At 53.6% G+C, this 23,319-nt stretch carries 22 protein-coding genes; 15 read left to right on the top strand and 7 right to left on the bottom strand.

Annotated elements, in window-relative coordinates; all coding sequences use genetic code 11:
- Positions 1-111: 111 nt before the first annotated feature.
- The 8 genes from D3P08_RS12465 (at position 112) to gntK (ending at position 10,622) form a co-directional block, all read left to right on the top strand.
- Positions 112-2,256, top strand: coding sequence for a serine hydrolase domain-containing protein (locus tag D3P08_RS12465; protein ID WP_240647476.1), 2,145 nt, complete (start codon positions 112-114; stop codon positions 2,254-2,256).
- Positions 2,257-2,486: 230 nt separating this feature from the next.
- The gene (locus D3P08_RS12460; protein WP_119600019.1) at positions 2,487-3,515 is read left to right on the top strand and encodes a LacI family DNA-binding transcriptional regulator; all 1,029 of its coding nucleotides are present in this window, start codon (positions 2,487-2,489) and stop codon (positions 3,513-3,515) included.
- Between the two features lie 20 nt (positions 3,516-3,535).
- Positions 3,536-4,699, top strand: a complete 1,164-nt coding sequence (locus tag D3P08_RS12455; protein WP_119600018.1) for a Gfo/Idh/MocA family protein — start codon at positions 3,536-3,538, stop codon at positions 4,697-4,699.
- Between the two features lie 49 nt (positions 4,700-4,748).
- A complete protein-coding gene (locus tag D3P08_RS12450; protein ID WP_119600017.1) occupies positions 4,749-5,468 on the top strand; it encodes a ThuA domain-containing protein in 720 nt (239 codons plus the stop codon).
- A gap of 37 nt (positions 5,469-5,505) precedes the next feature.
- Positions 5,506-6,606, top strand: a complete 1,101-nt coding sequence (locus D3P08_RS12445) for a Gfo/Idh/MocA family protein (protein ID WP_119600016.1) — start codon at positions 5,506-5,508, stop codon at positions 6,604-6,606.
- Positions 6,607-6,780: 174 nt separating this feature from the next.
- Positions 6,781-8,142 (top strand): GntP family permease, encoded by a 1,362-nt coding sequence (locus tag D3P08_RS12440; RefSeq protein WP_119600015.1) that lies wholly within the window; start codon positions 6,781-6,783, stop codon positions 8,140-8,142.
- A gap of 54 nt (positions 8,143-8,196) precedes the next feature.
- Positions 8,197-9,093, top strand: coding sequence for a phosphogluconate dehydrogenase (NAD(+)-dependent, decarboxylating) (gene gnd / locus D3P08_RS12435; RefSeq protein ID WP_119600014.1), 897 nt, complete (start codon positions 8,197-8,199; stop codon positions 9,091-9,093).
- Positions 9,090-10,622 (top strand): gluconokinase, encoded by a 1,533-nt coding sequence (gene gntK / locus D3P08_RS12430; RefSeq protein WP_119600013.1) that lies wholly within the window; start codon positions 9,090-9,092, stop codon positions 10,620-10,622. Before gnd ends, gntK begins: the two co-directional genes overlap by 4 nt.
- Positions 10,623-10,688: 66 nt before the next feature.
- Here gntK and D3P08_RS12425 read toward each other — a convergent pair whose 3' ends face one another.
- The 3 genes from D3P08_RS12425 to D3P08_RS12415 are packed head-to-tail and all read right to left on the bottom strand — an operon-like array spanning position 10,689 to position 13,624.
- On the bottom strand, positions 10,689-11,567 hold the full coding sequence (locus D3P08_RS12425) for a glycine betaine ABC transporter substrate-binding protein (protein ID WP_240647487.1): 879 nt from the start codon (positions 11,565-11,567) through the stop codon (positions 10,689-10,691).
- 7 nt (positions 11,568-11,574) lie between these two features.
- Positions 11,575-12,426: an ABC transporter permease gene (locus tag D3P08_RS12420; protein ID WP_119600012.1), complete on the bottom strand. Its 852-nt coding sequence runs from the start codon at positions 12,424-12,426 to the stop codon at positions 11,575-11,577.
- Positions 12,413-13,624: a quaternary amine ABC transporter ATP-binding protein gene (locus D3P08_RS12415; RefSeq protein WP_119600011.1), complete on the bottom strand. Its 1,212-nt coding sequence runs from the start codon at positions 13,622-13,624 to the stop codon at positions 12,413-12,415. The genes D3P08_RS12420 and D3P08_RS12415 overlap by 14 nt, the downstream gene beginning before the upstream one ends.
- Before the next feature lie 250 nt (positions 13,625-13,874).
- Here D3P08_RS12415 and D3P08_RS12410 point away from each other — a divergent pair, with 250 nt between their 5' ends.
- Both D3P08_RS12410 and D3P08_RS12405 read left to right on the top strand, forming a co-directional pair.
- Positions 13,875-14,432: a GbsR/MarR family transcriptional regulator gene (locus D3P08_RS12410; protein WP_119600010.1), complete on the top strand. Its 558-nt coding sequence runs from the start codon at positions 13,875-13,877 to the stop codon at positions 14,430-14,432.
- 375 nt (positions 14,433-14,807) lie between these two features.
- Positions 14,808-16,046 carry an alpha-D-ribose 1-methylphosphonate 5-triphosphate diphosphatase gene (locus tag D3P08_RS12405; RefSeq protein WP_240647474.1) on the top strand — a complete coding sequence of 413 codons (1,239 nt, stop codon included), beginning with the start codon at positions 14,808-14,810 and terminating at the stop codon, positions 16,044-16,046.
- On the opposite strand, the gene sspI is transcribed toward D3P08_RS12405, so the two are convergent.
- On the bottom strand, positions 16,035-16,271 hold the full coding sequence (gene sspI, locus D3P08_RS12400; protein WP_240647471.1) for a small acid-soluble spore protein SspI: 237 nt from the start codon (positions 16,269-16,271) through the stop codon (positions 16,035-16,037). The genes D3P08_RS12405 and sspI overlap by 12 nt on opposite strands.
- Before the next feature lie 131 nt (positions 16,272-16,402).
- Between sspI and D3P08_RS12395 the strand changes: the two genes are divergently transcribed.
- Entirely contained in the window at positions 16,403-17,203 is an 801-nt protein-coding gene (locus D3P08_RS12395; RefSeq protein ID WP_119600008.1) for a TrmH family RNA methyltransferase, read from the top strand.
- Positions 17,204-17,368: 165 nt separating this feature from the next.
- Here D3P08_RS12395 and D3P08_RS12390 read toward each other — a convergent pair whose 3' ends face one another.
- Both D3P08_RS12390 and D3P08_RS12385 read right to left on the bottom strand, forming a co-directional pair.
- Positions 17,369-18,565, bottom strand: coding sequence for an MFS transporter (locus tag D3P08_RS12390; RefSeq protein WP_119600007.1), 1,197 nt, complete (start codon positions 18,563-18,565; stop codon positions 17,369-17,371).
- 152 nt (positions 18,566-18,717) lie between these two features.
- Positions 18,718-19,002 (bottom strand): ArsR/SmtB family transcription factor, encoded by a 285-nt coding sequence (locus D3P08_RS12385; RefSeq protein ID WP_119600006.1) that lies wholly within the window; start codon positions 19,000-19,002, stop codon positions 18,718-18,720.
- 162 nt (positions 19,003-19,164) lie between these two features.
- Between D3P08_RS12385 and D3P08_RS12380 the strand changes: the two genes are divergently transcribed.
- Positions 19,165-19,701: a sigma-70 family RNA polymerase sigma factor gene (locus tag D3P08_RS12380; protein WP_119600005.1), complete on the top strand. Its 537-nt coding sequence runs from the start codon at positions 19,165-19,167 to the stop codon at positions 19,699-19,701.
- The gene (locus tag D3P08_RS12375; RefSeq protein WP_119600004.1) at positions 19,694-20,680 is read left to right on the top strand and encodes a DUF4179 domain-containing protein; all 987 of its coding nucleotides are present in this window, start codon (positions 19,694-19,696) and stop codon (positions 20,678-20,680) included. Before D3P08_RS12380 ends, D3P08_RS12375 begins: the two co-directional genes overlap by 8 nt.
- Before the next feature lie 44 nt (positions 20,681-20,724).
- On the opposite strand, the gene D3P08_RS12370 is transcribed toward D3P08_RS12375, so the two are convergent.
- Positions 20,725-21,102 (bottom strand): winged helix-turn-helix transcriptional regulator, encoded by a 378-nt coding sequence (locus tag D3P08_RS12370; protein WP_119600003.1) that lies wholly within the window; start codon positions 21,100-21,102, stop codon positions 20,725-20,727.
- Positions 21,103-21,238: 136 nt separating this feature from the next.
- On the opposite strand from D3P08_RS12370, the gene D3P08_RS12365 reads away from it, so the two are divergent.
- Together D3P08_RS12365 and D3P08_RS12360 are read left to right on the top strand one after the other, a co-directional pair.
- Positions 21,239-22,270: a zinc-binding alcohol dehydrogenase family protein gene (locus D3P08_RS12365; protein WP_119600002.1), complete on the top strand. Its 1,032-nt coding sequence runs from the start codon at positions 21,239-21,241 to the stop codon at positions 22,268-22,270.
- 41 nt (positions 22,271-22,311) lie between these two features.
- The gene (locus D3P08_RS12360; protein ID WP_119600001.1) at positions 22,312-23,319 is read left to right on the top strand and encodes a dienelactone hydrolase family protein; all 1,008 of its coding nucleotides are present in this window, start codon (positions 22,312-22,314) and stop codon (positions 23,317-23,319) included.

Here is a 23,319-nt window from a genome sequence, read left to right as displayed (position 1 = left end):
GCGGCCTTTTGCCGCCGTACGCTTCTTTTTTGGAAAATATTGAAACTACAAATCTAGTTATTCGTATAAAGGAAGGTGTCTGCCAAATGAGGAAAAGGAGTGGAAAAGAGTTTGAAACAACTATTCGTCGTTCAGAAACCTAGCAAATGGACGAAAACGATCGCAGCGGCTATGTTATCTATCAGTTTGATGGTGCCGGCCGTTTCGGCGTCGGCTTCCAGCTCTGCATCTGATGCAGCAAAGGGGAAACCGTTGGATGCGGCGAGCGCGTCCGCTTTCCTTGATGACTTCTTCGCATCGGAAGAAGCGAAGCCCCATTATGTCGGAGCATCCGTCGTTATCGTGAAGGACGGACAGGTGCTTGCGCAGGAAGGCTACGGCTTTGCGGATCAGGAGAATGAAGTGCCGGTCGACCCGAAGTCCACGGTATTCCGAATCGCATCGGTATCCAAGACGTTCGCGGCAACGGCGGTCATGCAGCTGGTCGAGCAAGGGAAGATCGGCTTGCAGGACGATTTTACGAAGTATGTGGAAGATTTAGAGTTTAATAATCCGTTTGACAAACCGGTTACGATTGAGCATTTGCTGACGCATACGACCGGCTTCGAAATTCGGGACCCGAAACCGGAAGATTTACATAACGATTTCGAAAAAGTGGTGGAGATTGACGACTATGTAAGAGACAATATGCCGTCAGTTGTCCGGGAGCCGGGCAGCGTGTACATGTACGATAACTTTGCTTCGATGCTCCTTGGATTGATCGTTCAAAATGTAAGCGGACAGCCGTACGAAGAGTATATGGAAGAGCATATATTCAAGCCGCTGGGCATGGAGAACAGCGATTTCTTGCTTACCGGGAAACTGAAGGATCAGCTTGCGGTTGAATATACGCCGCAGCACACCGTGATGGAGCCTTATGCGGTAACGCCGACGGTTATGCCGCAAGGCGGGATGCTGAGCACGGCCGAAGACATCGGCAAATTTATGATCGCGTTCCTAAACGGCGGCGCTTCAGGTTCCAACCGCATTCTGAAGGATGAAACCGTTACGGCGATGGAGCAGTACCGGTCGGAGATCCACCCGCTACTGCCGAATACGACTTACGGCTTCGAGGCTCCGTTCCAGATTCCAGGTGCGGGCAGCAGCTCGAAGATCATTACGAAGGCTGGAGATTTGCTCGGAACCAGCTCTTATCTGTTCCTTATCCCTGAGCAGAACACCGGCGTTTTCTTGACGTACAACCAGACGGGCGCTTTGCGCAATTTATTTTATCCGCAATTTATAGCAACGTTTTTCCCGCAATACGCGGCACCTGCCGCTCTAGAGGCTTTCGAGCCGCAATCGGAAGAAGAGCTTGCTAAATTCGCGGGACACTATTCCGACCTTAGAATGGATATTATCGTATCCGCAATCGGCACGGAAGGCGAAGGCGATCTCGTCATTACCGATTCTTTTATCGGGCCGAGACCGCTGAAGCAAGTTGACGACAATCTGTTTGTCGACAGCATGACGAACCAATTTACAGGCTTTAAGCTTGATGAAGAAGGCAATGTCCTGTATATGAAAGAGCCTTATCTGAACCCGATGGGTTACGCGAAAAAGGGAGCCAAGGCTGCAGGCTTTAAGGATGTGGCGGCGGATCATCCTTTTGCGGCGTACATTTATCCGCTGCAGTCGCTCGGCTATTATGAGAACGACGCCGACGCCAGCTTCAAGCCGGACCGGGCTGTAACAAGAGGCGAATATGTTCAATCGCTGCTTAAGCTGATTAAAGCAGATCCTGCAACCGCTTCGGAACAATCGGCGTTTGTCGATTTGGAAGGCCATGAAGCGGCGCGTTATGTTCAAATTGCCCATGATCTGGGCGTTGTAATGGGCAACGGCAAAGGCAAGTTCTACCCTGACCGGCCGATTACCCGACAAGAAGCGGCGGTCATGGTCTATCGGCTGATTTCCGCTCAATATCCGCCTGAGGCTTACGCGGACATTAAACTGGCGGGCTCTACGGATAAATGGGCGGTTGAGGCCGTGCAAATGATGATCGCGCTTGGGTTGCACGGACCGGAAGTGACGAAAACCGAGGACGGCTCCTTCGATTATCATTCCAAGAAGGTGCTGAACCGCGCGGAGGAAGCTGCGATTCTGTACACGAGTCTGACTACTCCTACCGATATCATCTACGCTTCGCTTGCCGAGAAAGCAAGCGGCGGGCAGCTAGAGGAACAGGCAAGCGAGGAGCTTCCGGAAGCTTCTTAAGCTCTTAAGCTCTTAAGCTCTTAAGCTCTTAAGCTCTTAAGCTCTTAAGCTCTTAAGCTCATAAGCTCACCTAATCTTAACCTTCAATCGACAAGCTCCAATGCCAATGAGGCGTTGGAGCTTGTCGTTTTAGTGGGAAATTTAAACATAAAAGCTCATTGACTATAAAGCGGTTTCATGCCATAATGTACGCGTGTACATTATGTGTAAGCGTGCAAAATTAGGAGGAAATGACGATTAGCAGGAAAGAAGTGGCCAGGCTGGCAGGCGTATCGGAAGCTACCGTATCCAGGGTGCTGAATAATGTGGGACCCATTAAGGAGGAAACGAGGCAGCGCGTGCTGCGCGCCGCCGAGCAGGTCGGTTATGTGCCGAATGTGCTGGCGCAGCAGTTCGCGCGTAAGAGAAGCGGCAATATCGGGGTTATTTTGCCGTTTGTTCCGAAGGTGCACCTGTTCTCCACGTATTACTTCTCGGAGATTTTAAGCGGCATCGGGGAAACCGTGAGCCGTTTCGGCTACGATCTGCTCCTGATCTTCCGTCAGCCGGACGACGCCAAAGATTATGCGATACTGTTCCGGACGCATAAGGTGGACGCCTGCATTGTGCTTGGCTCAAGAGATGTTCCGGAGGAGCGGGCGGCGCTGGCGGAGCTTCAAACGGAAGGCTACCCGTTCTGCTTGGTGAATCAACGCTTCGAAAGCGCCGAGTTTCTGACGGTTGACGCCGACCATGCCGCGGGCAGCGGGGAAGCTGTACGCCATCTGATCGGGATCGGCCGCAGGAGAATCGCCTTCCTGAACGGCCCGCCGGAGTATTCGAACAGCATGGACCGTTATGCCGGCTATAAAGCGGCGCTTCGAGAGAACGGCTTGGACGTCCGGGAGGATCTTGTGTATATCGGCAATTACAGCCGCAAGAGCGGTTATTTGCTGGCAGAGGAGATTGGCAAGCGGATCCGCGGAGGAGAGATCGACGCGGTATTTGCCGCCAACGACCGCATGGCCATCGGTCTCATGCAAGGTCTGAAGGAGCAAGGCGTTGAACCTGGAAAAGCGTATTCGCTTGTCGGCTACGACGACTCCGATGCCTCCCGCATGACGAGCCCAGCCTTATCTACGGTTTCCGTTCCTTTCTATGAGATGGGCAAGCTGGCCGCCGAGAAGCTGCTGGATCCGGAGCAGCAGGATGACCGCAAGCAGCGCCATGAGCATCTGCTGCCGATTCGTTTTTTGGCAAGAGAAACATCTTTAATCTAAGTCGAAAGGCAGGTCATAGCATGAAGAAGATAAATGTCGGGATGGTTGGATATAAATTTATGGGGAAAGCGCACAGCAACGCGTATCGGGCGCTGCCTATGTTTTTCCCGAACGCCGTGAAGCCGGAAATGAAGGTTATTTGCGGCCGCGACCCGGTAGGCTTGGAGCAAGCGAGATCCCAATTCGGGTGGGAGAGCTCCGTAACGGACTGGAGAGCGCTTGTTCAAGACAAAGACATCGATTTGATCGATATTAACGCGCCAAGCGACGCTCATAAGGAGATTGCGATCGCTGCCGCGGAAGCCGGCAAGCATTTGTTCTGCGAGAAGCCATTGGCGCTGACGCTGGAAGATTCCCGCGACATGCTGGCCGCTGCCGAGAAGGCGGGCGTAAAGCATATGGTCGGCTTCAACTACCGCTTTGCTCCGGCTGTTCAACTGGCGAAAAAGCTGATTACGGAAGGAAGAATCGGCAAAATCTATCATATCCGCGCGGTGTTCCTGCAGGATTGGATTCTCGACCCTAGCTTTCCGCTTGTCTGGAGGCTGCAGAAGGAAATCGCGGGCTCGGGGTCGCATGGCGATCTTGGCGCGCACAGCATCGACCTCGCCCGTTTCTTGGTTGGCGAGTTCAAGGAAGTGATCGGCATGAACGAAACGTTCGTGAAGCAAAGACCGATTGCCGCCGCGATGACGGGATTGAGCGCCAAAGGCGGAAGCGATGCCTCCGAGCTTGGCGACGTGACGGTGGATGACGCGACGCTGTTTATGGCGCGCTTCGAGAACGGCGCGCTCGGAAGCTTCGAAGCTACGCGGTTTGCGGCGGGTCATCGCTGCACGAACGCATTCGAAATTAACGGCAGCAAAGGCAGCATTAAATTCGACTTCGAGCGGATGAACGAGCTGCAGGTTTATTTCACCGATGATGCGGAAGATGTGCAGGGCTTCCGCCGCGTGCTGGCGACGGATGCGTCTCATGCTTACATGGACGCGTGGTGGCCGGCCGGCCATACGATCGGCTACGAGCACACCTTTACGCATGAAGTGCTGGAGCTGATGAACGCGATTGAAGAGGACCGCCAGCCTGTGCCGAACTTCGTTGACGGGGTGAAGTGCCAGGAAGTGCTGGAAGCCGTGGACCGTTCGATCGCTGAGCGCAGATGGGTAACAATTAGCGAGCTGTAATAGATGGAAGGCCAAAAATAGTGATACCAAACGGAAGGCGGAAATCAGCATGAAAAAAGCGTTGATCGTATGGGGCGGATGGCTAGGACATCAGCCGAAGGAGGTTGCCGCGATTTTTCGCGGTCAATTGGAGGCGGAAGGGTTCGAGGTTGAAGTGTCCGATACGCTTGAAGCGTTCGCGGACGCCGAAAAGCTGAAATCGCTGGATCTCATCATCCCGCTGTGGACGATGGGCAAAATCGAACAAAGACTGGTGGACAATGTGTCCGCGGCTGTCCAAAGCGGCGTCGGGTTGGCCGGCAGTCACGGCGGCATGTGCGACGCGTTCCGCGAGAACGTGGATTGGCAGTTTATGACGGGCAGCCAATGGGTAGCTCATCCCGGCAACGACGGCGTCCGGTACACGGTCAATATCAGCAATTCGTCGAGCCCGCTTACGGAAGGCATTGAAGATTTTGAAGTAAGCACCGAGCAGTATTACCTGCATGTCGATCCGGCGGTGGAAGTGCTGGCGACGACGCGTTTTCCGGTTGCGCCGGGTCCTCATTCCGCGAACAAACCGGTCGATATGCCGGTTATTTACACGAAGCGATGGGGGCAGGGCCGCGTCTATTATACGTCGCTTGGTCATCAGGCAAACATCATGGAAATTCCGGTCGTCATGGAATTGACGAGAAGAGGCTTCCTCTGGTGCGCGGAAGGCAAGACGGCAGCGAAGAGCTCGGGGAACGGCGAAGCTTACACGGGGATGCAGGATAACCAGCTTTAAAGAATACAGCGCTAAAGCGAGGAGCGGAGACGGGTAGATGGAGAAGATCAAAGCAGGCATTATCGGTACAGGTAATATTAGCGGAATTTATTTCGAAAATGGCAGCAAATTCGACGCGATGGAGGTTGTGGCATGCGCGGACCTCGACGTCGAGCGGGCCAAAGCGCGCGGCGAGCAATATGGCGTGCGGGGCTGCTCGGTTGATGAGCTGCTCGCGGATCCGGAAGTCGACATGATCATCAATTTGACGATTCCGCAAGCACACGCGTCGGTTAATTTGCGGGCGCTTGAAGCGGGCAAGCATGTGTACGTTGAGAAGCCGTTTGCCGTGCAGCGCGAGGAAGCGAAGGAGGTCTTGGAGCTTGCCGCGAAAAAAGGGCTTTACGTGGGCAGCGCGCCGGACACTTTCCTGGGCGGGGGAATTCAAACCAGCATCAAGCTGATTGAAGACGGCTGGATCGGCACCCCGATCGGCGCAACAGCGTTTATGGTGGGCGGAGGCCACGAAAGATGGCATCCGGCTCCGGAATTTTATTACCAGACAGGCGGCGGCCCGATGTTCGATATGGGACCGTACTATATAACCGCCCTCGTGGCGATGCTCGGCCCGATGACCCGCGTAACCGGCTCGGCCCGGATTTCTTACCCGGAGCGCACGATTACAAGCCAGCCGAAGTACGGCCAGAAGATCAAAGTGGAAGTGCCGACGCATATTGCAGGCGTTATGGATTTTGCCTCCGGTCCGATCGGTACGATATTGACCAGCTTTGACGTGAAGGGCGGCTCCGTGCTGCCGAGAATCGAAGTCTACGGAAGCGGGGGCACCTTGCTTGTGCCGGACCCGAACAACTTCGGCGGCGAGATCAAAATTTGGCGCGCCGGCTCGAACGAATGGTCGACGATCCCGCTCGCTTACGGTTACTCCGAGAATGCCAGAGGCGTCGGCGCGGCGGATATGGCCAAAGCGATTCAGACCGGCCGAAAGCACCGGGCCAACGGCGAGCTCGCATATCATGTGCTTGAAGCGATGCACGGTTTCCACGACGCATCGGAGCAAGGCACGCACTACAGCATGAAGAGCACCTGCGAACGTCCGGCCCTGCTGCCGCTTGGCCTGGCGCCGTTTACGCTAGACTAAATATGCCGCATTCATGCGAAGAGGAGAATGGCTCAGCCGTTCTCCTCTTTTTTGTTTTGCTGGAATCTTCTCCTTCCGTTGGATAGCGGGTTTCCCCTTTTGCAAATAATAGGAGCACGGTGACAAAGCTGCGGATACCGCAGCATATCCACTACCAAACGGAGGTTTTGCATCATGTTGATCGTTATTGTTCTGGCGGCGATTGTGCTCCTGCTTCTGCTCATTACCGTCGTGAAGCTCAATCCGTTCGTCGCATTGATTATTACCGCGATCGGCGCGGGCCTTGCCGCGGGAATGCCGCTTCTGGCGACAGAGAATGAACCGGGGATTATCGACTCCATTAAGACAGGTATGGGGAATACGCTAGGATTCCTGGCCATCGTACTCGCGCTTGGCACGATGCTCGGCAAGATGATGGCGGAATCTGGAGGAGCGGAGCGGATCGCCCGCACCTTGATCCGGCTGTTCGGCGAACGCAACGTACACTGGGCCATGATGGTCGTCGCGTTTATCGTCGGCATTCCGGTCTTTTTCCAGGTCGGCTTCGTCCTGCTCATTCCGCTTGTCTTCACGATCGCGAAATCGACGGGCTTGTCGCTTGTAAAGATCGGCGTTCCGCTTGTCGCAGGTCTGTCCGTCGTTCACGGCTTGGTTCCCCCGCATCCGGCGGCAATGGCCGCCGTCGGCATCTTCGAAGCGGATATCGGGACAACGATTCTTTACTCTTTGATCGTCGGCTTGCCGACGGCTATCATTGCGGGACCTCTGTATGGGAATTGGATCGGCAAACGCATCCATAAAGATGTGCCGAAGGAAATGGGCGAGCAGTTAACGGAAAACGCCGAAACGAAAAATTTGCCGGGGTTTTTCAATACGATATTTACGATTCTCGTACCCGTGCTGCTGATGCTGATCGCTACCCTCGCCGATTTTTTCATGGAGCAGGGAGCGCTCGCAAGCGACAGCTTCTTCTACCAAGCCGCTAAATTCGTCGGGGATCCGGTCGTGGCGCTGCTGATTGCGGCGGTCTATTCCTTCTTCAGCCTGGGCTACTTCCGCGGCTACAGCAGGGAGAAGGTTCTGAAGTTCACGAACGACTGCTTGGCTCCGACCGCAACGATTCTGCTCGTTATCGGTGCCGGAGGCGCGTTCAACCGCGTCCTGCTGGATTCAGGCATCGGCGATTACATCGCGGAGCTTGCCACTGCGTCGCATATTTCCCCGATTCTGCTGGGCTGGGGCATCGCCGCGATGATCCGCGTTGCAACGGGCTCGGCAACCGTATCGATGATGACGGCGGCGGGCATCGTGGCCCCGATTGCGCTTGCAATGCCGGGAACAAGCGCCGAGCTGCTGGTGCTGGCTACCGGATCAGGCTCCCTTATTCTGTCGCATGTGAACGACTCGGGCTTCTGGCTGATCAAAGAATATTTCGGGATGTCCGTCAAGGAAACGCTGCTGACGTGGACGGCGCTTGAGACGATTATTGCCGTCGTTGCGCTCGTCTTGATACTGGCGCTGGACGTTGTGGTTTAGCCATAACGTTGAAGATATAGACTACTTTTGGTCAAAGAAGGAGGGTGCTTCGCTGTGCAAATCGGATTGATCGGTTTAGGGAAAATGGGCCTGCAGCTGTCTAAAAATTTGTTGGATAAAGGGCATGAGGTGACGGCATATGACGTCAACGCCGAGGCAGTTGAAGCGTTGACGAAGGCCGGAGGACGAGGCGCACGAACCGTAGAGGATGTCGTGAACAGCCTTGCGTCCCCCCGCATTGTCTGGATGATGGTTCCTGCCGGCGATATTACGGAGAACGTTGCCATGCAGCTGAAGGGCTTGCTCGGCGCAGGCGACATCGTCATCGACGGAGGCAACTCCCACTACAAGGACTCGGTCCGCCGGGCGGAACAAATGGGGGAAGCAGGCATCCGATATTTGGACGTCGGAACAAGCGGCGGCACCGAAGGCGCTCGTTACGGCATTTGCGCCATGGTAGGCGGCGACCGGGAGGCATTCGCCTTGGCCGAACCGATCCTAACGGATATTTGCGTAGAGAATGGGCTCCTGTACGCCGGTCCCGCCGGGAGCGGACATTTTCTAAAAATGGTTCATAACGGCATCGAATACGGGATGATGCAATCGATCGCGGAAGGGTTCGAGGTGCTCGACAAAAGCCCGTATAATTTCGATTACGAGCAGGTAGCGAGGGTGTGGAATAACGGGTCTGTTATCCGCTCATGGCTGATGGAGCTGACGGAGCGGGCGTTCAGCAAGGATCCGGGCTTGAGCCGTCTGAAAGGTGTCATGCATGCCTCCGGTGAAGGCAAATGGACGGTCGAAACCGCATTGGATTATGGCGCGGCTGTGCCTGTCATCACGATGTCCCTGCTCATGAGATATCGTTCGCAGGACGAAAATTCGCTTGCCGGCAAGGTGGTCGCGGCGCTGCGGAACGAATTCGGCGGGCATGAGGTTGTGCGCTCATGACGAACGCTTATATGATCGGCGTCGATATCGGGACGACCAGCACGAAGTCCGTGCTTTTTAATAAAAAAGGCGCGCCCATAGCGAACCATACGATCGAATACCCGCTCTTTTCGCCTAAGCCTGACGTGGCGGAGCAGGATCCGGATGAAATATTCCGCGCCGTCGTTGGAACGATCAAACACGTCGCGCCGGCCGCCGAGGACGGCAAGCTGCTGTGCGTGTCGTTCAGCTCCGCAATGCACAGCGTAATCGCAGTCGACAGCGAAGGCCATCCGCTAACCATGTGCATTACATGGGCGGATAACCGCAGCGCGGCCTGGACGGAGACGATCCGGAACGAGCGGAGCGGGCACGACATTTATTTGCGGACGGGAACCCCGCTGCATCCGATGGCGCCGCTCTCCAAGCTCGCTTGGCTGAAGGATACGGAGCCGGACGTGTTCTCCCGAGCGCACAAGTTTATCTCGATCAAAGAGTACGTCGTCTACAAACTGTTCAAGCAATATGTTATCGACTATTCGATCGCCTCCGCCACGGGGATGTTCAATCTTGCGGACCTGGATTGGGACGCGGAGGCGCTGGAAGTCGCGGGAGTGACGCCGGAGCGGCTGTCGAAGCCTGTGCCGACCACTTTCATCCTGTCCGGCTTAGATGCGGAGCGGGCGGCGGAGATGGGCTTGCCTGCCGGCACCCCGTTCGTCGTAGGCGCCAGCGACGGCGTACTGTCCAATCTGGGCGTTAACGCGATCGACCCGGGGACGGTTGCGATCACAATCGGCACGAGCGGAGCGATACGCACGGTTACGGACCGGCCCGTTACCGACCCGAAGGGGCGCATCTTCTGTTACGCGCTGACAGAGGATTTGTGGGTGATCGGCGGTCCCGTGAACAACGGAGGCATGATCTTCCGGTGGATACGCGACCAGCTTTGTTCGGCGGAATCCGAGACGGCTTTAAGGCTGGGCAAAGATCCGTACGAGGTGCTGACCGAAATCGCTTCGCTGGTGCCGCCGGGCGCCGACGGTCTGCTGTTCCACCCTTATTTGGCGGGGGAGAGGGCGCCGCTCTGGGACGCCAACGCGAGAGGATCGTTCTTCGGATTGTCCTTGCACCATAAGAAGCAGCATATGATCCGAGCGGTGCTGGAGGGCGTCATCTTCAATTTATTTACCGTCTTTATGGCGCTAGAGGAATTGATCGGTCAGCCGAAAAAAATTCAGGCGACGGGCGGGTTCGCGCGTTCCGAGCTGTGGCGGCAAATGATGGCCGACATTTTCGACCAGGAAGTGCTGGTGCCTGAAAGCTTCGAAAGCTCTTGTCTGGGAGCCGCGATTCTTGGCATGTACGCGATCGGCGAAGTGGATTCCTTGCACGTCGTATCGGGGATGATGGGCTCGTCTCACCGGCATTTGCCGAACAAAGCGAATGTTCAACGATATAAGGAGCTGAGCCGGATTTTCGTGCGGGTCTCGCGCCTGCTGACGGAAGAGTATCAGGAAATTGCCGCCTATCAGAAGAAATGGATGTAAGGGAGTAAATAGCGAAGGGGCTCTCCCCTAAGTCAACGTCATTGACTTAGAGGAGAGCCCCTCTTCTTATTTCAGCCAAGCGTCCACTTTGTCGGCGTTGGCTTCAACCCATTCCTTGGCTGCTTCCTCTGGGGAAGCGCCTTCCACGATTTTGATCATCACCTCAGCCATATCGTCCGGCGTCCAGTTGAACGCGTCCAGGAACGCATAGGCTTCCGGCTGATCGTCCTTCAGGCCGTTGCGGACAAAGGTATGAATTTGCTCGTCTTGGCCGTAGACGCCCTTCGGATCCTCGAGATACTTCAGATCCATCTTGGCAAATTTCCAATGCGGCGTCCAGCCTGTGACGATAATTGGCTCCTGCTTGTCGTATGCGTCCTGAAGCGCTTGCGCCATTGCCGCCGACGAGCTCTCCAGCAGCGTCCATTTGTCTTTCAGGCCGTATTCCTCCATCACAGCTTCCGTCTTCATCATTAGGCCGGCGCCAGGCTCGATGCCGGTGATCGTGTAATTGACGCTTTCTCCGGCGTCGCCGTTTAAGTCTTCAATGCTGTTCACGTCCATGTAGGAGGGAACGACTAAACCAAGCTTCGTGCCGTCCAAGTTAGGACCGAGATCCTCCAGCTTGCCTTCGTTATCCTTCAGGTACGTCTCGTGCGTTGTCGGCAGCCAGGCCGCCACCATCGCGTCGGCGCTGCCGTCGGCGACGCCCGCCCACATCGGTCCGGCGTCAACCTGCAGCATCTCTACATTGTAGCCAAGCTTAGTCTCCAACACTTCCTTGACGACATACGTGCTGGCGATTTCGGAGTCCCATGCGACGTAAGCGAGCTTAATCGATTTATCCGCTCCGTTCTCCTTGCTGCCGTTGCCGGACGCGCAGCCCGCAAGCAACGCCATGACGGTAACCGCGGCTACCAATAGACTAAGTTTTTTCAATGCAATCACGCTCCTATTTTTTTTTGATTGGCTGTGGGTTTGGACGCTTAATGACTTGCTGGGTTAACCGGTCCAGAATGATGGCAAGTATGACGATGGCTAAGCCTGCTTCAAAGCCGACGCCTGTCTTAATTTGCGTAACCGCCCGATAGACGGTTGCGCCGACGCCTTGCGCGCCGACCATGGAAGCGATCACGACCATCGACAGCGACAGCATAATCGTCTGATTGACGCCGGCCATAATGGTCGGCATCGCGATCGGCAGCTGCAGCTTCACCAGCTTCTGTCCCGGCGTCGAGCCGAAAGCGTCGGCCGCCTCAACCAGCTCGGCCGGCACTTGCCGGATTCCCAGATTCGTCAGCCTAATGGTTGGCGGTATGGCAAAGATGATCGAAGAGATGACGCCGGGAACGACGCCAAGGCTGAAGAACGTTACCGCCGGAAGCAAATAGACGAATGCCGGCATCGTCTGCATAAAGTCAAGCGCCGGCGTCACGATCCGCTGCATGCCGTTGTGACGGGCGCATAGGATGCCAAGCGGAATGCCGATAAGGATGGAAATAAAAGCCGCGGTAAGCACCAATGCGAGTGTCTGCATTGTTTGGCTCCATAAGCCCAGGTTATCGATGATGAGCAAGCCTGCTGCCGTGAAGACGCCCATCTTCCATTTGCCGATATACCAAGCGATTGCAGCGAATATCGCGATAACGGCGAGTGGAGGAAGCCAGTCCAGCGCGGCGCTGAGGCCGTCGACGGTTCCGCCGATAATCAGGCTGATGAAGTCAAAAAGCGGTTCCAAGTTATTCTCCAGCCATGCTTCTAACGATTCAATCCATTCTGCAAGCGGAATTTTAGGCAGATTCACTCGAATCACCTCCTAAAGCCGTTCCTGCGTTCCCCGCAAGGGCAGCCAGTACCGCGCCTTTAATAACAACGCCCATCAAACGGCCGTTCTCGTCCGTAACGGCGACGGGATGGCGTGAGCTTGCCATCATTTCGAACAATTCGTTCAGCAGCGCCTCCGGATACGTTACCGGCACTTTCCGCTGTATAATATCCTCCAGCTTCCGCCCGTCCTTCACCGCATTCGACGCGTCCTCCGCCGAAACGAGGCCAAGCAGCTTCATCGATTTATCGACCACATATAAGCTGGAAACGCCGCGTTCCCGCATAAATTGAAGCGCGACGCGCGGGCCTTTATCGAGCGTAACGGTCTCCGCTTTCTCCATGGCGTGGGCGGCCGTCAGCACCTTCGACAGATCGACGTCCTCAACGAAGCGTTCGACGTATTTGTTGGCCGGCTGCATCAGAATTTCCTCCGGCGAGCCGATTTGCACAATGCTGCCGTCCTTCATGAGCGCGATTTGGTCCCCGATACGAAGCGCTTCGTCCAAGTCATGCGTAATGAAAACAATCGTTTTTTTCATTTTCGACTGGAGCTCCAGCAGCTCATCCTGCATATCCTTGCGAATAAGCGGGTCAAGCGCGCTGAACGCCTCATCCATCAATAGGACATCCGGATCGTTCGCAAGCCCTCTCGCCAGGCCGACACGCTGCTGCATGCCGCCGCTCAGCTGATCAGGATAGCTGTTCTCCCAGCCTTTTAATCCGACAAGCTCGAGCGATTGCATCGCTAAGTCGCGGCGTTTCTTCTTGTCGATGCCTTGCACCTCGAGGCCGTACTCGATGTTTTGAATGACGGTGCGATGCGGGAACAGAGCAAACTTCTGGAATACCATGCCGATGTTTTTCCGCCGGAGCTGACGAAGCTCCTCCGCCGTCATCTTCATAACATCCCGGCCGCCGAACAGCAGCTGTCCGCTGGTAGGCTCGATCAAGCGATTGAGCAGACGCACAAGCGTCGACTTGCCGCTTCCCGATAACCCCATAATGACGAAAATTTGACCTTCTTCAATCGAGAAATCCGCTTGATTGACGCCGACAGTCAGCTTCGTCTCCGCGAGAATTTTCTCTTTGGACCAGCCCTTATCCAATAATGGAATGGCTTTTTTAGGATCGTGCCCAAATATTTTGGTTAGTTTCTTGGCTTCTATAATGGCCATGTTCAGCCCCCCTTTTCTGCCTCCTCGTGGAAAAAATCGTCTCTATAAGTGTAGGCGGTTCGTTTTGATACGGTCAAAGAGCCTCAGCCGCCGTGAGATCTGTACAGTTATAACTTTACAAACTTTACGTACGGAATACTCCGTATAACTCCCTTTTTCAGCAAATTCGTTTTCTTTACATTTCCAAGCACATTTGATTACAATAACGATATTACGCTTGATAGCGCATGGCTTTAGATGGAGGGACATTATGGACGAGCTTGCGGGTTTAACCGATGAGCAGCGAACTAAGCTGCTGAATACAAGAAGACGCGTTATTGAGTCGATTGGAAAAAACATGGATTTGTATGGGATCACACTGTCGATTGGCCATCTGTATGGGAATATGTATTTCAATCAAGAGCCCGTTACGCTGGACGAAATGAGCCACACGATGGGCATGAGCAAAACATCGATGAGTACAGGCATGCGCACGCTGCATGATCTGAAAATGATAAATAAAGTATGGGGTAAAGGCTCCCGCAAGGATCTTTATGAGGTGGTGCCGGACTGGCATCAAAATTTTGCCGACTATTTCTCGATCAAATGGAGGAAAGCGGTCGAGCAAAATATGAGCGCGCTCGCGAAGAGCTTGAAGGAGCTCGAGGCGATGACCGGTGAATATGACGGGGACGAAAGCTTTCAGAAGGTTCTGGCAAGCGATAAATCGAAAATCAATGATGCGCTCAACTATTACAGATGGCTGGACCGTCTGATCGATTCCTTTGAATCGGGAGCGATTTATGAGTTTTTGCCGAAAGAAGAATAGGACGATGACGACTGACCGCCGGCTGGCATGCCGGCGGTTTTTTTATTTTCCCATTCGTATACCGAATCCAAGTGCCGCCTGAATCAATTCCTGCGAAATTGCAGGAATTGATTTTGGGAGTTAGCTATATAGGGAAATTCCTGCAATCATACAGGAATTTTCGCACGAATTGGCCAAACGGATGGATATTCTTCGGAATTGATGTACATACGCAGGAATTTTGCTGATAGAGCACCGACATGAGACAAATTGCTGCACAATTGCAGAAATTTTTTCTCTCGGCATCGTTTTCCCCTGTTGCAACAGTGAGATTGGGAGGTGTTTATGCTATGCTGATGTTAATAATTACTTAACATGATAAGGAGTTGTCCTAGCATGGAACAGTCAGCCATACAAAGCACAGGCGTCCGGACGCCGGGTCGCTTCATGCTAATACGGAACGGTCAGATCGTAAGGGAGAATGATGTTGTGCAAGCTTCCGTCGCGGTTGAGGAAGGGAAGATTTACAGTGTGCTGGAGAACGAACGGGAGGTTCAAGCGTGGCTGGCTAACCGGCGCGGCGAGACGGTCGTATTTGACGCAGCAGGGAAATATATTTTACCGGGGCTGATTGACATCCATTGCGACGCGATCGAGAAGGAGGCGCAGCCTCGGCCCAATACTCTGTTTCCTTTGCAGCTCGCCCTGCTGGAATTCGAACGGAAGCTGCCCGTTCACGGCATTACGACGATGTACCATTCCTTGTCGCTCGGCGTCGGGTTAAGCCTGAGAGGCGAGCATCTGCTCACCGAGATGGTGGAGCTGATTAACCGGTACAAAGAGAAGCGGGCGATGATCCGTAACCGGATTCATCTTCGTTTCGAGGTATCGCATCATTCCGGCTTGCCGATCATCGAACGTTACGTCCAAGAGGGGAAGATTCATTATTTATCGTTCATGGATCATTCGCCGGGTCAAGGGCAATACCGGGAGCCGGGCTCGTTCGAGCGTTATGTGATGAAGAATCAAGGCGTGACTGTGGATGAAGTGAAGGAAATCGTGGAAGACTTGCTAAGAAAACGGCAGGATATCGATTGGGAGCGGCTGAAAACGCTTGGCAAGCTGGCGGCGGAGCATGGGATAGCGGTCGCTTCTCATGACGATGATACCCGCGAGAAGGTGGACGCCGCTCCGGATTACAGCATAACCGTCAGCGAATTCCCGATTACGCTGGAGGTTGCCCGCTATGCCGCCGCGCAAGGCTTGGATGTATGCGTCGGAGCGCCGAACGTCGTTCGCGGCGGCTCGCATGACAAGAACCTTCGCGCGGCGGATGCGATAGCGGAGGGGGCTGCTTCGATTTTATGCTCGGATTATCATCCGTCCTCCATGCTTGCTGCGATCTTTATGCTGGCTGATGCAGGGATAACCGACCTGGCAGGCGCGGTAAAGATGGCCACCTTGAATCCGGCTCGCGCGCTTGGCTGCTCGGATACCTTAGGTTCCATCCAAACCGGCAAAGCTGCCGATCTTATAATCGTTGACCGGTTTGAAGGAACGCCTTGGGTGACGGACACCTTTGTAGACGGTGCACATGTGTTCTCGGCTGCGGTTCGTTATGATTCAAGAGGGTGACGGGTTAGCTGTTTCGTTTTGATGAAGGGATTGGTACAAGGAATCCACCATTTGCGTTTGCTCGGCCGAGCCGGACTGCTTCCAGATCATTTCAAAAAGCACGCCAAGACCGGGCAGCGCCTTTTCATCATGGCCGATCGAATCGGCGATGACTTCTTTTAGTTCTTCTTTGGAGTTATCCTGTACTCGGTGGACTATCGCTTGACGAAGATCGATCGTTTGCAATGGAACGTACCTCCTAACGAAATCGGAATTTTGCTTCATTACTATACCCCATTACGAACTCGATCATCCGCTGAACGGATATGCTATACTGAACGGGATAGGATTGAATAACGGAAGGTCAGGTAAAACGAATGCGTAATCATCTACATATAGGCTCGCCGCAAAATGAAAGGGCGAAGCAATGGTCTTCTCTTCTCGATAAAAAGTACCGCGACCGCGAAGGCCGCTTTATTGTGGAGGGGGTTCATCTCATTCAAGAGGCCTTCGGATATAAGGCTGAGCCGCAAATTATCGTCTATGATGCGGAGAGGGGCGTTCCGGATGAATTGCGGACACATGCGTCCGATCCCGATACAAGCGTGGAATGGATCAGCGCGTCGAGAGCTGTAATGAGCAAATGCACAGGAACGGATTCTCCTCCTCCCGTATTCGCCGTTCTCGATAAGTTGTTTATGCGCGAGGAACGGTTATTCGGCGAAGGCAGGCTCGTCGTCGCGCTTGACGGCGTCAGAGATCCCGGCAACCTCGGCACAATCATTCGCAGCGCGGACGCGGCGGGGGCAGATGCTGTCGTGCTTGGCAAAGGCTGCGTCGATCTCTACAACCCGAAGACGGTAAGATCGACGATGGGCTCCTTGTTTCATCTGCCGATCGTGCAGGGCAGCCTGACCGAGCTGATCCCGAAAGCGAGAGCAGGCGGCGCGAAGGTCATCGGGACTAGCCTGCAGGCCGATCACAGCTGCTATGAGTACGATTGGAGACAGGCGACCTGGCTCGTGATGGGAAGCGAGTCCGAAGGGCTGTCCGAAGAGGTCCGGGCATTAGTGGACGAATCCGTCATTATCCCCATGGCAGGCGGCGCGGAGTCGCTTAATGTGGCAATGGCCACGACGGTGCTTCTGTTTGAGGCGTTAAGGCAGCGGCGGGGATAAGCAGTTCCCGAGCCGATATGTTTTGGGAAATATATTATAAGAGGCGCAACAAGGCTGCCATGAGAATTGGCAGCCTTGCTGTGTTATCTAACAAGTAAACGCAATCGATAGTTGGAACATAGTGGCCATTAGTTTACATCTTTTTGCCGGAATCGATTAGCCGGCTTAAACACCTATATCAAGCAGCTTTTTTTCCGCCGCTTTCTTGCGGACACGGGAGCCCGAATAGAGGAAGGATGCAGCGGCCGTTACTGCCGCGATCGTTACGCCTGACGCACCGATCCATGTGATGGATGACAGCGTGAGCTGCTCGACGACAACGCCTCCTAATCCTGCTCCGGCAGCCATGCCTAACTGCAGCATTGAGGAGTTCAGACTGAGCATAATGCCGGACGCTTCGGGAGCCAAGCTTATCAAATTATACTGCTGCGTCGGTCCCGACGACCATGCCGAAAATGACCATAGCATAAGAAGCGGGAAAACGAAAGCGGCCGACTGCCCGGCAAGCGAGAGGGAAATTAGCGCGACTGCGTGAATGAGCATGCCGATAACCAATGTTCGCGGAGCTCCCCATTTATCGGTGCTGAAGCCCCCGAGCTTGGACCCGATCAGACTGGCGATTCCGAATGCGAATAGCCCGACGCTCACGCCTTGCTCGTTAAGACCCGATACTTGGAGAAGAAACGGCGATAAATAGGTGTTCGCGATGGAATAACCGCCGATCCAGAAGAAGGTGACCAGCAGGGCGACAACGATCTTCGGCTGTTTCAATAACGCGAGCTGTTTGCCGATCGGCACCGGTTCCTCGCCGTCGGTTCGCGGAATCGTGAACAGAATAAGGAGAATGGCGACGAGTCCCAATAAGCCAATCCCTGCGAAAATAAATTTCCAATCGTTGGCGGCAGCAGCAACCCTCCCAATCGGGACTCCGATAATGAGAGCGGTGCTGAAGCCCATAACAAGCGTCGCGATAGCGCTGCCTTGCTTCTCGGGAGGGGCGAGCTTCGCCGCCACGGTAAGCGCCGTGACGACGAATACCCCCGTGCTTAGCGCTAAGACGATTCTTGACGCGATAAGGAAACCGAACCCCGGCAACAAGACAGCGATTGCGTTGCCTGCGGCAAACACCGCAAGAGCGTAAATAAGCAGCTTCCTGCGCTCCATTCTGGCCGTTGCGGCCATCAGAATGGGGGTGCCGAACGCATAAGCCAACGAAAATACGGTAATCAGCTGTCCAGCCGCCGATACCGTTACTCCAGCATCATCAGCAACCTTATCCAAAATTCCCGCGATAATAAACTCAGACGTGCCGACAAGAAAGCTAATGACGGCAAGCATGTAAATTTTCCAAGCGTTTGACATGATCGTACTGCTCCTCTCTCCACTCCATTAATTTTATATTTCTAAGATTATAGAAATAAAGATCTGAAAAAAGACTACTTTTTTACGGTAGTCTTCGTCCCGTTTCGGGAACAAACCGCTCCGCGGCGAAAATAAAGCCATTTGCCCGCCCGCTACAATTCAAGCAAATACGGCGCATATTTCTCCGCCATTTCGCGATTAACGCTGTAGTAAATATAGGTGCCTTCCTTGCGGGTATTTAGCAGGCCGCAATCCGTCAATTGCTTCAGGTGATGCGAGAGTGTCGACCCGGCAACGGATTCCAGCTTACCCATGATATCGGAGCAGCATAAATTGCGCTCTTCGGTGAGCAAAAGAGCGATTTTGAGCCGCGTCGGTTCTCCGAGCGCCTTATATACCTTGACCGCCTGCCGAATTTCCGCGTTATCCTCTATCATAAACCCCACACCCTTGCTCGTTGTCTTTATTTCTATGATTGTGGAAATAAAGATACCACAGCTCAATTGGAATGTAAAGAAGTATAATGGCAGATAAAAAAACAATTGCGAAATGAACCTTTTAGGCTCCCGGATGCTCTTACAGGAAAGAGAGGTGAATACATGAATGCGATTAATGAGGTAAAGAAAGCTCAAAGAGGGGATAAGGAAGCTTTGCTCCAGTTAATCATGGCTGATAAAGATTCGTATTATAGGCTGGCTTATTCCTATATGCGGAATGAAGCGGATGCTATGGATGCGCTGGAGGATATGATCGTGAAGCTTTACGAGAAGATTGGGCAATTGAAGAAAGAAGAGTCCTTTTACTCGTGGAGCAAGACGATTCTGGTCAATCAATGTAAGCTGGCGTTGCGAAAAAACAAAAGACTGAAGCCGCTCGAAGATCTTCAAGAACAAAATAAAGGGCAAATAGCCGGACTGTCCGAATACCGCCAAGTAGACGAACAATTGCATCTTCAAGCGCTAATGAGCCATCTGAACGATGACCAGCGCGAAGCCATTCGACTCAAGTATTATCACGATCTTGATTATGGAACGATAGCCGCATTTACCCGCGTTTCGCAGGGAACCGTCAAATCGAGAATCTTTCAAGGTCTGAAGAAGCTGAGAACATTATACGGGAGGGACGAGGATGAATAAAATCGTTGAAAGTTTGTTACACGAAGAAAAGACGCGCATACAAGAAGTTACAGCGCCAGAGAACATGGAAGCAAGATTAAGAACCGCTTTAAGTACCGCAGCTCCAAAGCGGATAGCATTCAGAAAAAAGGGGATGGGCGGCTTGAAAATCGCGGCAGCCGTCCTTGCAGTAATGCTCCTCGTCGCAGGGAATCAGTACCGTGCGCTGGCTTATTACGGCAAGACGCTGCTCGGCTTTGACAGGGTTGCAGACGGCACCCTAGATAAGCTGAACCAAGAGGGTTGGGGGCAAGAGCTTGGCGAGCAGGTCAAGCTTGCGGATGGAAGTATGCTCACGCTGGACGGTCTCATGTCGGATGAAAATCAATTTATTTTGTACTATACGCTGAGTCATCCTGACGGTCTGGTGCAGGAAGATGCAAAGAGCCGTTTTCTGCCGACGGGAATCAAGGGCTTCCGTACGGAAGCCAAAAGCCAATCTGAAACATGGGGGCCAGGCAGGGACCGAACCGAGATTAAAGGGATCATCACGTTTGACCCAGTTAGTCCGCTTGCCAAAAAACTAACCCTCACATATTGGGAAGACACGGCAAACGGCGACCAAAGGCAGGAGGGACATGTTACGTTCCCTTTCCACCCGGACGAGGCGATGCCGACCATGATCAAGCAGTCTATTCAGACAGTCGCTGCCCAGGGCAGTTCGATTATTTTCGGTTCCATTACCGCTACTCCAACAATGACAGTAGTTGAAGGCACTCTTCCTGAGGAAAACCGCAAACTATTCGGTCAAATCAATCATGGCGTGGAGCTCGTTGCAAACGGAGACAGAGTTACATTGCACAGAAGCGATATTCACATAAACGAATCCAAAAACGGATATACGTTTACGCTTCGGTACGATCCGCTCCCGGAAAAGCTTCATTCCGTACAGCTCGTCTTGAAGGAAAATGGCGAAACGATTGAAATACCGCTTAAGTAGGAACACTTTGTACCGGACTGCCAAGAAAACCATGAAGCGCCGCTTTATTCCTGGCTCACTTCCAACGGTTCTTTAGCCGACGCTTTCCGCTTGTAGGCTTCGCCCCACTCCTTCATGGCCATAATGACTGGAACAAGGGTTAATCCGAACTCCGTTAACGAATATTCCACCTTCGGGGGAACCTGATGATAGACTTCCCGGTGAACGATCCCGTCGTCCTCCAGCTCTCTAAGCTGCAGAGTTAACATTCGCTGGGTGATGGAAGGACATATTTTTCGAAACTCGTTGAACCGTTTCGTTCCATCTATCAGATGGTACAGAAGCACTCCTTTCCACTTGCCGCCAATCACGTCCAAAGTATATTCGACCGGACAGCCTTCATCGTTCGGGCAATTGCCGTAGCCGCTTTTTCGGTTTCGCATGATTGACCCGCTCCTTCTCCACAGTATATTTTTTGATACTATATAACAACAATGTGCGTACTTACGATATTAGAACATATGCGTTATATTTAGCAACAAGTAAGGATTAAAATTGTTGTTAGGGAGGATGACTTATATGTCGGAACAAATGATGAAAGCGGTAGGGCTTTACAACTATTTGCCGGTGGAGCACCCGGAGAGCTTGATTGATATAAAGATCCCAAAACCGGTTCCAGCCGGAAGGGATCTGCTGGTAAGCGTAAAGGCCATCTCCGTTAATCCGGTTGATACGAAAGTACGCAAGCCAAAGGAACGCACGGAGGAGCGTCCGCGGGTGCTCGGATGGGATGTGGCCGGCGTGGTGGAGCAAACCGGACCGGATTGCACGCTGTTCAAGCCGGGGGATGAGGTCTATTATGCGGGCAGTATCGTACGGCCTGGGGGCAATAGCGAGTTCCATCTGGTGGATGAACGGATCGTCGGAACGAAACCGGCGTCTCTGGATTTTGCGCAGGCCGCCGCGCTGCCGTTGACAGCCATTACCGCATGGGAAGGGTTGTTCGACCGGCTTGGCATTTCGAAGAACCCGGCGGATAACGAAGGCAAGGCTATATTGATTATCGGTGCAGCCGGAGGCGTAGGCTCCATCGCGGTCCAATTGGCCCGATATGCGGGGCTTGCCGTTATCGGAACGGCTTCCCGCGGCGAATCCGCCGAATGGGCAAGAAGCTTGGGCGCCGATCATATCATTAACCATTACCAAGACTTTGTTCCTCAATTGAAGGAAATCGGCTATGATCAAGTGGAGTATATCTTCTGCCTGAATTCGACGGAGAAGCATTGGAGGAATATGGCCGAAACGATCGCTCCTCAAGGGAAAATCTGCTCCATCGTCGAGACCGACGAATTGCTCGATCTTACGCTGTTGAAAAACAAAAGCGTCACTTTCGTATGGGAGCTGATGTTCACCCGATCCACCTATCAAACGCCTGATATGATCGAGCAGCACAAGCTGCTCAATGAATTGTCTAGGATGGTGGACCAAGGTTTGATTCGGACGACAATCAGCGAGGTTCTGGAGCCGATTAACGCTGCCAATTTGAAGAAGGCCCACGCTATTTTGGAATCCGGCAGAACGACAGGAAAGATTGTTTTGGCAAATTTCTAAAAAAGGCTTCTTGCCGCGGGCAAACGAAGGAGCTGATCGAAATGAATGAGCTGGAACCGTTTTTGGCCGACAATTACGAACAGACCGCAGCGAAAAGGCAAAGCGATAAGGATTACGCAAGCTTGCGCGAGGAAATGCTTAAGGGATTGCGTAAGGCGCTGGGCGAGTTTGCTTGCGCGCCCGACATGAGCGTCACCGTCTTGGAGAAGAAAGAGTTTGACGATTATATCCGCGAGCGGATTGCACTTCGAACATCTGGGCATCTCAGCATGCCGGTTTATATGCTGACGCCGAAAAATAAAGCCGGCCTGAAACCTGCGGCAATCGCTGTGCACGGCCATGGCTACGGGAGCAGAGAGATTGTCGGATTAACGGCTGACGGCGCGGAGGATACGGAAACGCCCGGCATTCATCAGCATTTTGCCCTGCAGCTCGTAAGGCGGGGATTCAAGGTGTTCGCTCCCGAAATCGTCGGCTTTGGCGACCGGATGCTGGAGAGCGACAGGGAAAAAGGCTTGCGCAGCTCCTGCAATACGTTGTCCAGGCATCTGCTCATGAGCGGTCGTACACTTGCGGGTTTGCGCGTGCACGAAACCTTGCAGCTGTTGAAGCTTATCCATACAGATCCAGATGTAGACGCTGGGCGAATCGGCATGATGGGCTTCTCCGGCGGAGGGCTGATCGCGGCCTACGCGTCCGCGCTCGACGAACGGGTGAAAGCAACCGTGTTATGCGGCTTTACGAATACGTTTAAGAAAAGTATACTTGCCGTCGACCACTGCATCGATAATTACATTCCCGGAATTCTGGATATAGCGGAGCTGCCGGATCTTATCGGACTTATCGCGCCGCGCGCATTGTTTATCGAGTCGGGTGCGAACGACCGGATTTTTCCTGAGGACGGCACGCGGGAAGCGATAGCGCGGCTCAAGGAAATTTATGCCGGCATGCAGGCAGCGGATCAATTGGATGAAGATATTTTTGAGGGCGCCCATGAGATCAGCGGCAGACGGTCTTATGATTGGCTGGCGAAGACGTTAATCGAATAA

Source organism: Paenibacillus nanensis (genome assembly GCF_003583765.1).
Lineage (GTDB): Bacteria > Bacillota > Bacilli > Paenibacillales > Paenibacillaceae > Pristimantibacillus > Pristimantibacillus nanensis.
This window is presented reverse-complemented; position numbering and strand designations above follow the sequence as displayed.

Bases quoted from the DNA above. Each gene is read 5' to 3' on its own strand.
- D3P08_RS12460 (WP_119600019.1), top strand. From the start codon at position 2,487: ATGACGATTAGCAGGAAAGAAGTGGCCAGGCTGGCAGGCGTATCGGAA.
- D3P08_RS12455 (WP_119600018.1), top strand. From the start codon at position 3,536: ATGAAGAAGATAAATGTCGGGATGGTTGGATATAAATTTATGGGGAAA.
- D3P08_RS12450 (WP_119600017.1), top strand. From the start codon at position 4,749: ATGAAAAAAGCGTTGATCGTATGGGGCGGATGGCTAGGACATCAGCCG.
- D3P08_RS12445 (WP_119600016.1), top strand. From the start codon at position 5,506: ATGGAGAAGATCAAAGCAGGCATTATCGGTACAGGTAATATTAGCGGA.
- D3P08_RS12440 (WP_119600015.1), top strand. From the start codon at position 6,781: ATGTTGATCGTTATTGTTCTGGCGGCGATTGTGCTCCTGCTTCTGCTC.
- gntK (WP_119600013.1), top strand. From the start codon at position 9,090: ATGACGAACGCTTATATGATCGGCGTCGATATCGGGACGACCAGCACG.
- D3P08_RS12415 (WP_119600011.1), bottom strand. From the start codon at position 13,624: ATGGCCATTATAGAAGCCAAGAAACTAACCAAAATATTTGGGCACGAT.
- D3P08_RS12410 (WP_119600010.1), top strand. From the start codon at position 13,875: ATGGACGAGCTTGCGGGTTTAACCGATGAGCAGCGAACTAAGCTGCTG.
- D3P08_RS12405 (WP_240647474.1), top strand. From the start codon at position 14,808: ATGGAACAGTCAGCCATACAAAGCACAGGCGTCCGGACGCCGGGTCGC.
- D3P08_RS12395 (WP_119600008.1), top strand. From the start codon at position 16,403: ATGCGTAATCATCTACATATAGGCTCGCCGCAAAATGAAAGGGCGAAG.
- D3P08_RS12390 (WP_119600007.1), bottom strand. From the start codon at position 18,565: ATGTCAAACGCTTGGAAAATTTACATGCTTGCCGTCATTAGCTTTCTT.
- D3P08_RS12385 (WP_119600006.1), bottom strand. From the start codon at position 19,002: ATGATAGAGGATAACGCGGAAATTCGGCAGGCGGTCAAGGTATATAAG.
- D3P08_RS12380 (WP_119600005.1), top strand. From the start codon at position 19,165: ATGAATGCGATTAATGAGGTAAAGAAAGCTCAAAGAGGGGATAAGGAA.
- D3P08_RS12375 (WP_119600004.1), top strand. From the start codon at position 19,694: ATGAATAAAATCGTTGAAAGTTTGTTACACGAAGAAAAGACGCGCATA.
- D3P08_RS12370 (WP_119600003.1), bottom strand. From the start codon at position 21,102: ATGCGAAACCGAAAAAGCGGCTACGGCAATTGCCCGAACGATGAAGGC.
- D3P08_RS12365 (WP_119600002.1), top strand. From the start codon at position 21,239: ATGTCGGAACAAATGATGAAAGCGGTAGGGCTTTACAACTATTTGCCG.
- D3P08_RS12360 (WP_119600001.1), top strand. From the start codon at position 22,312: ATGAATGAGCTGGAACCGTTTTTGGCCGACAATTACGAACAGACCGCA.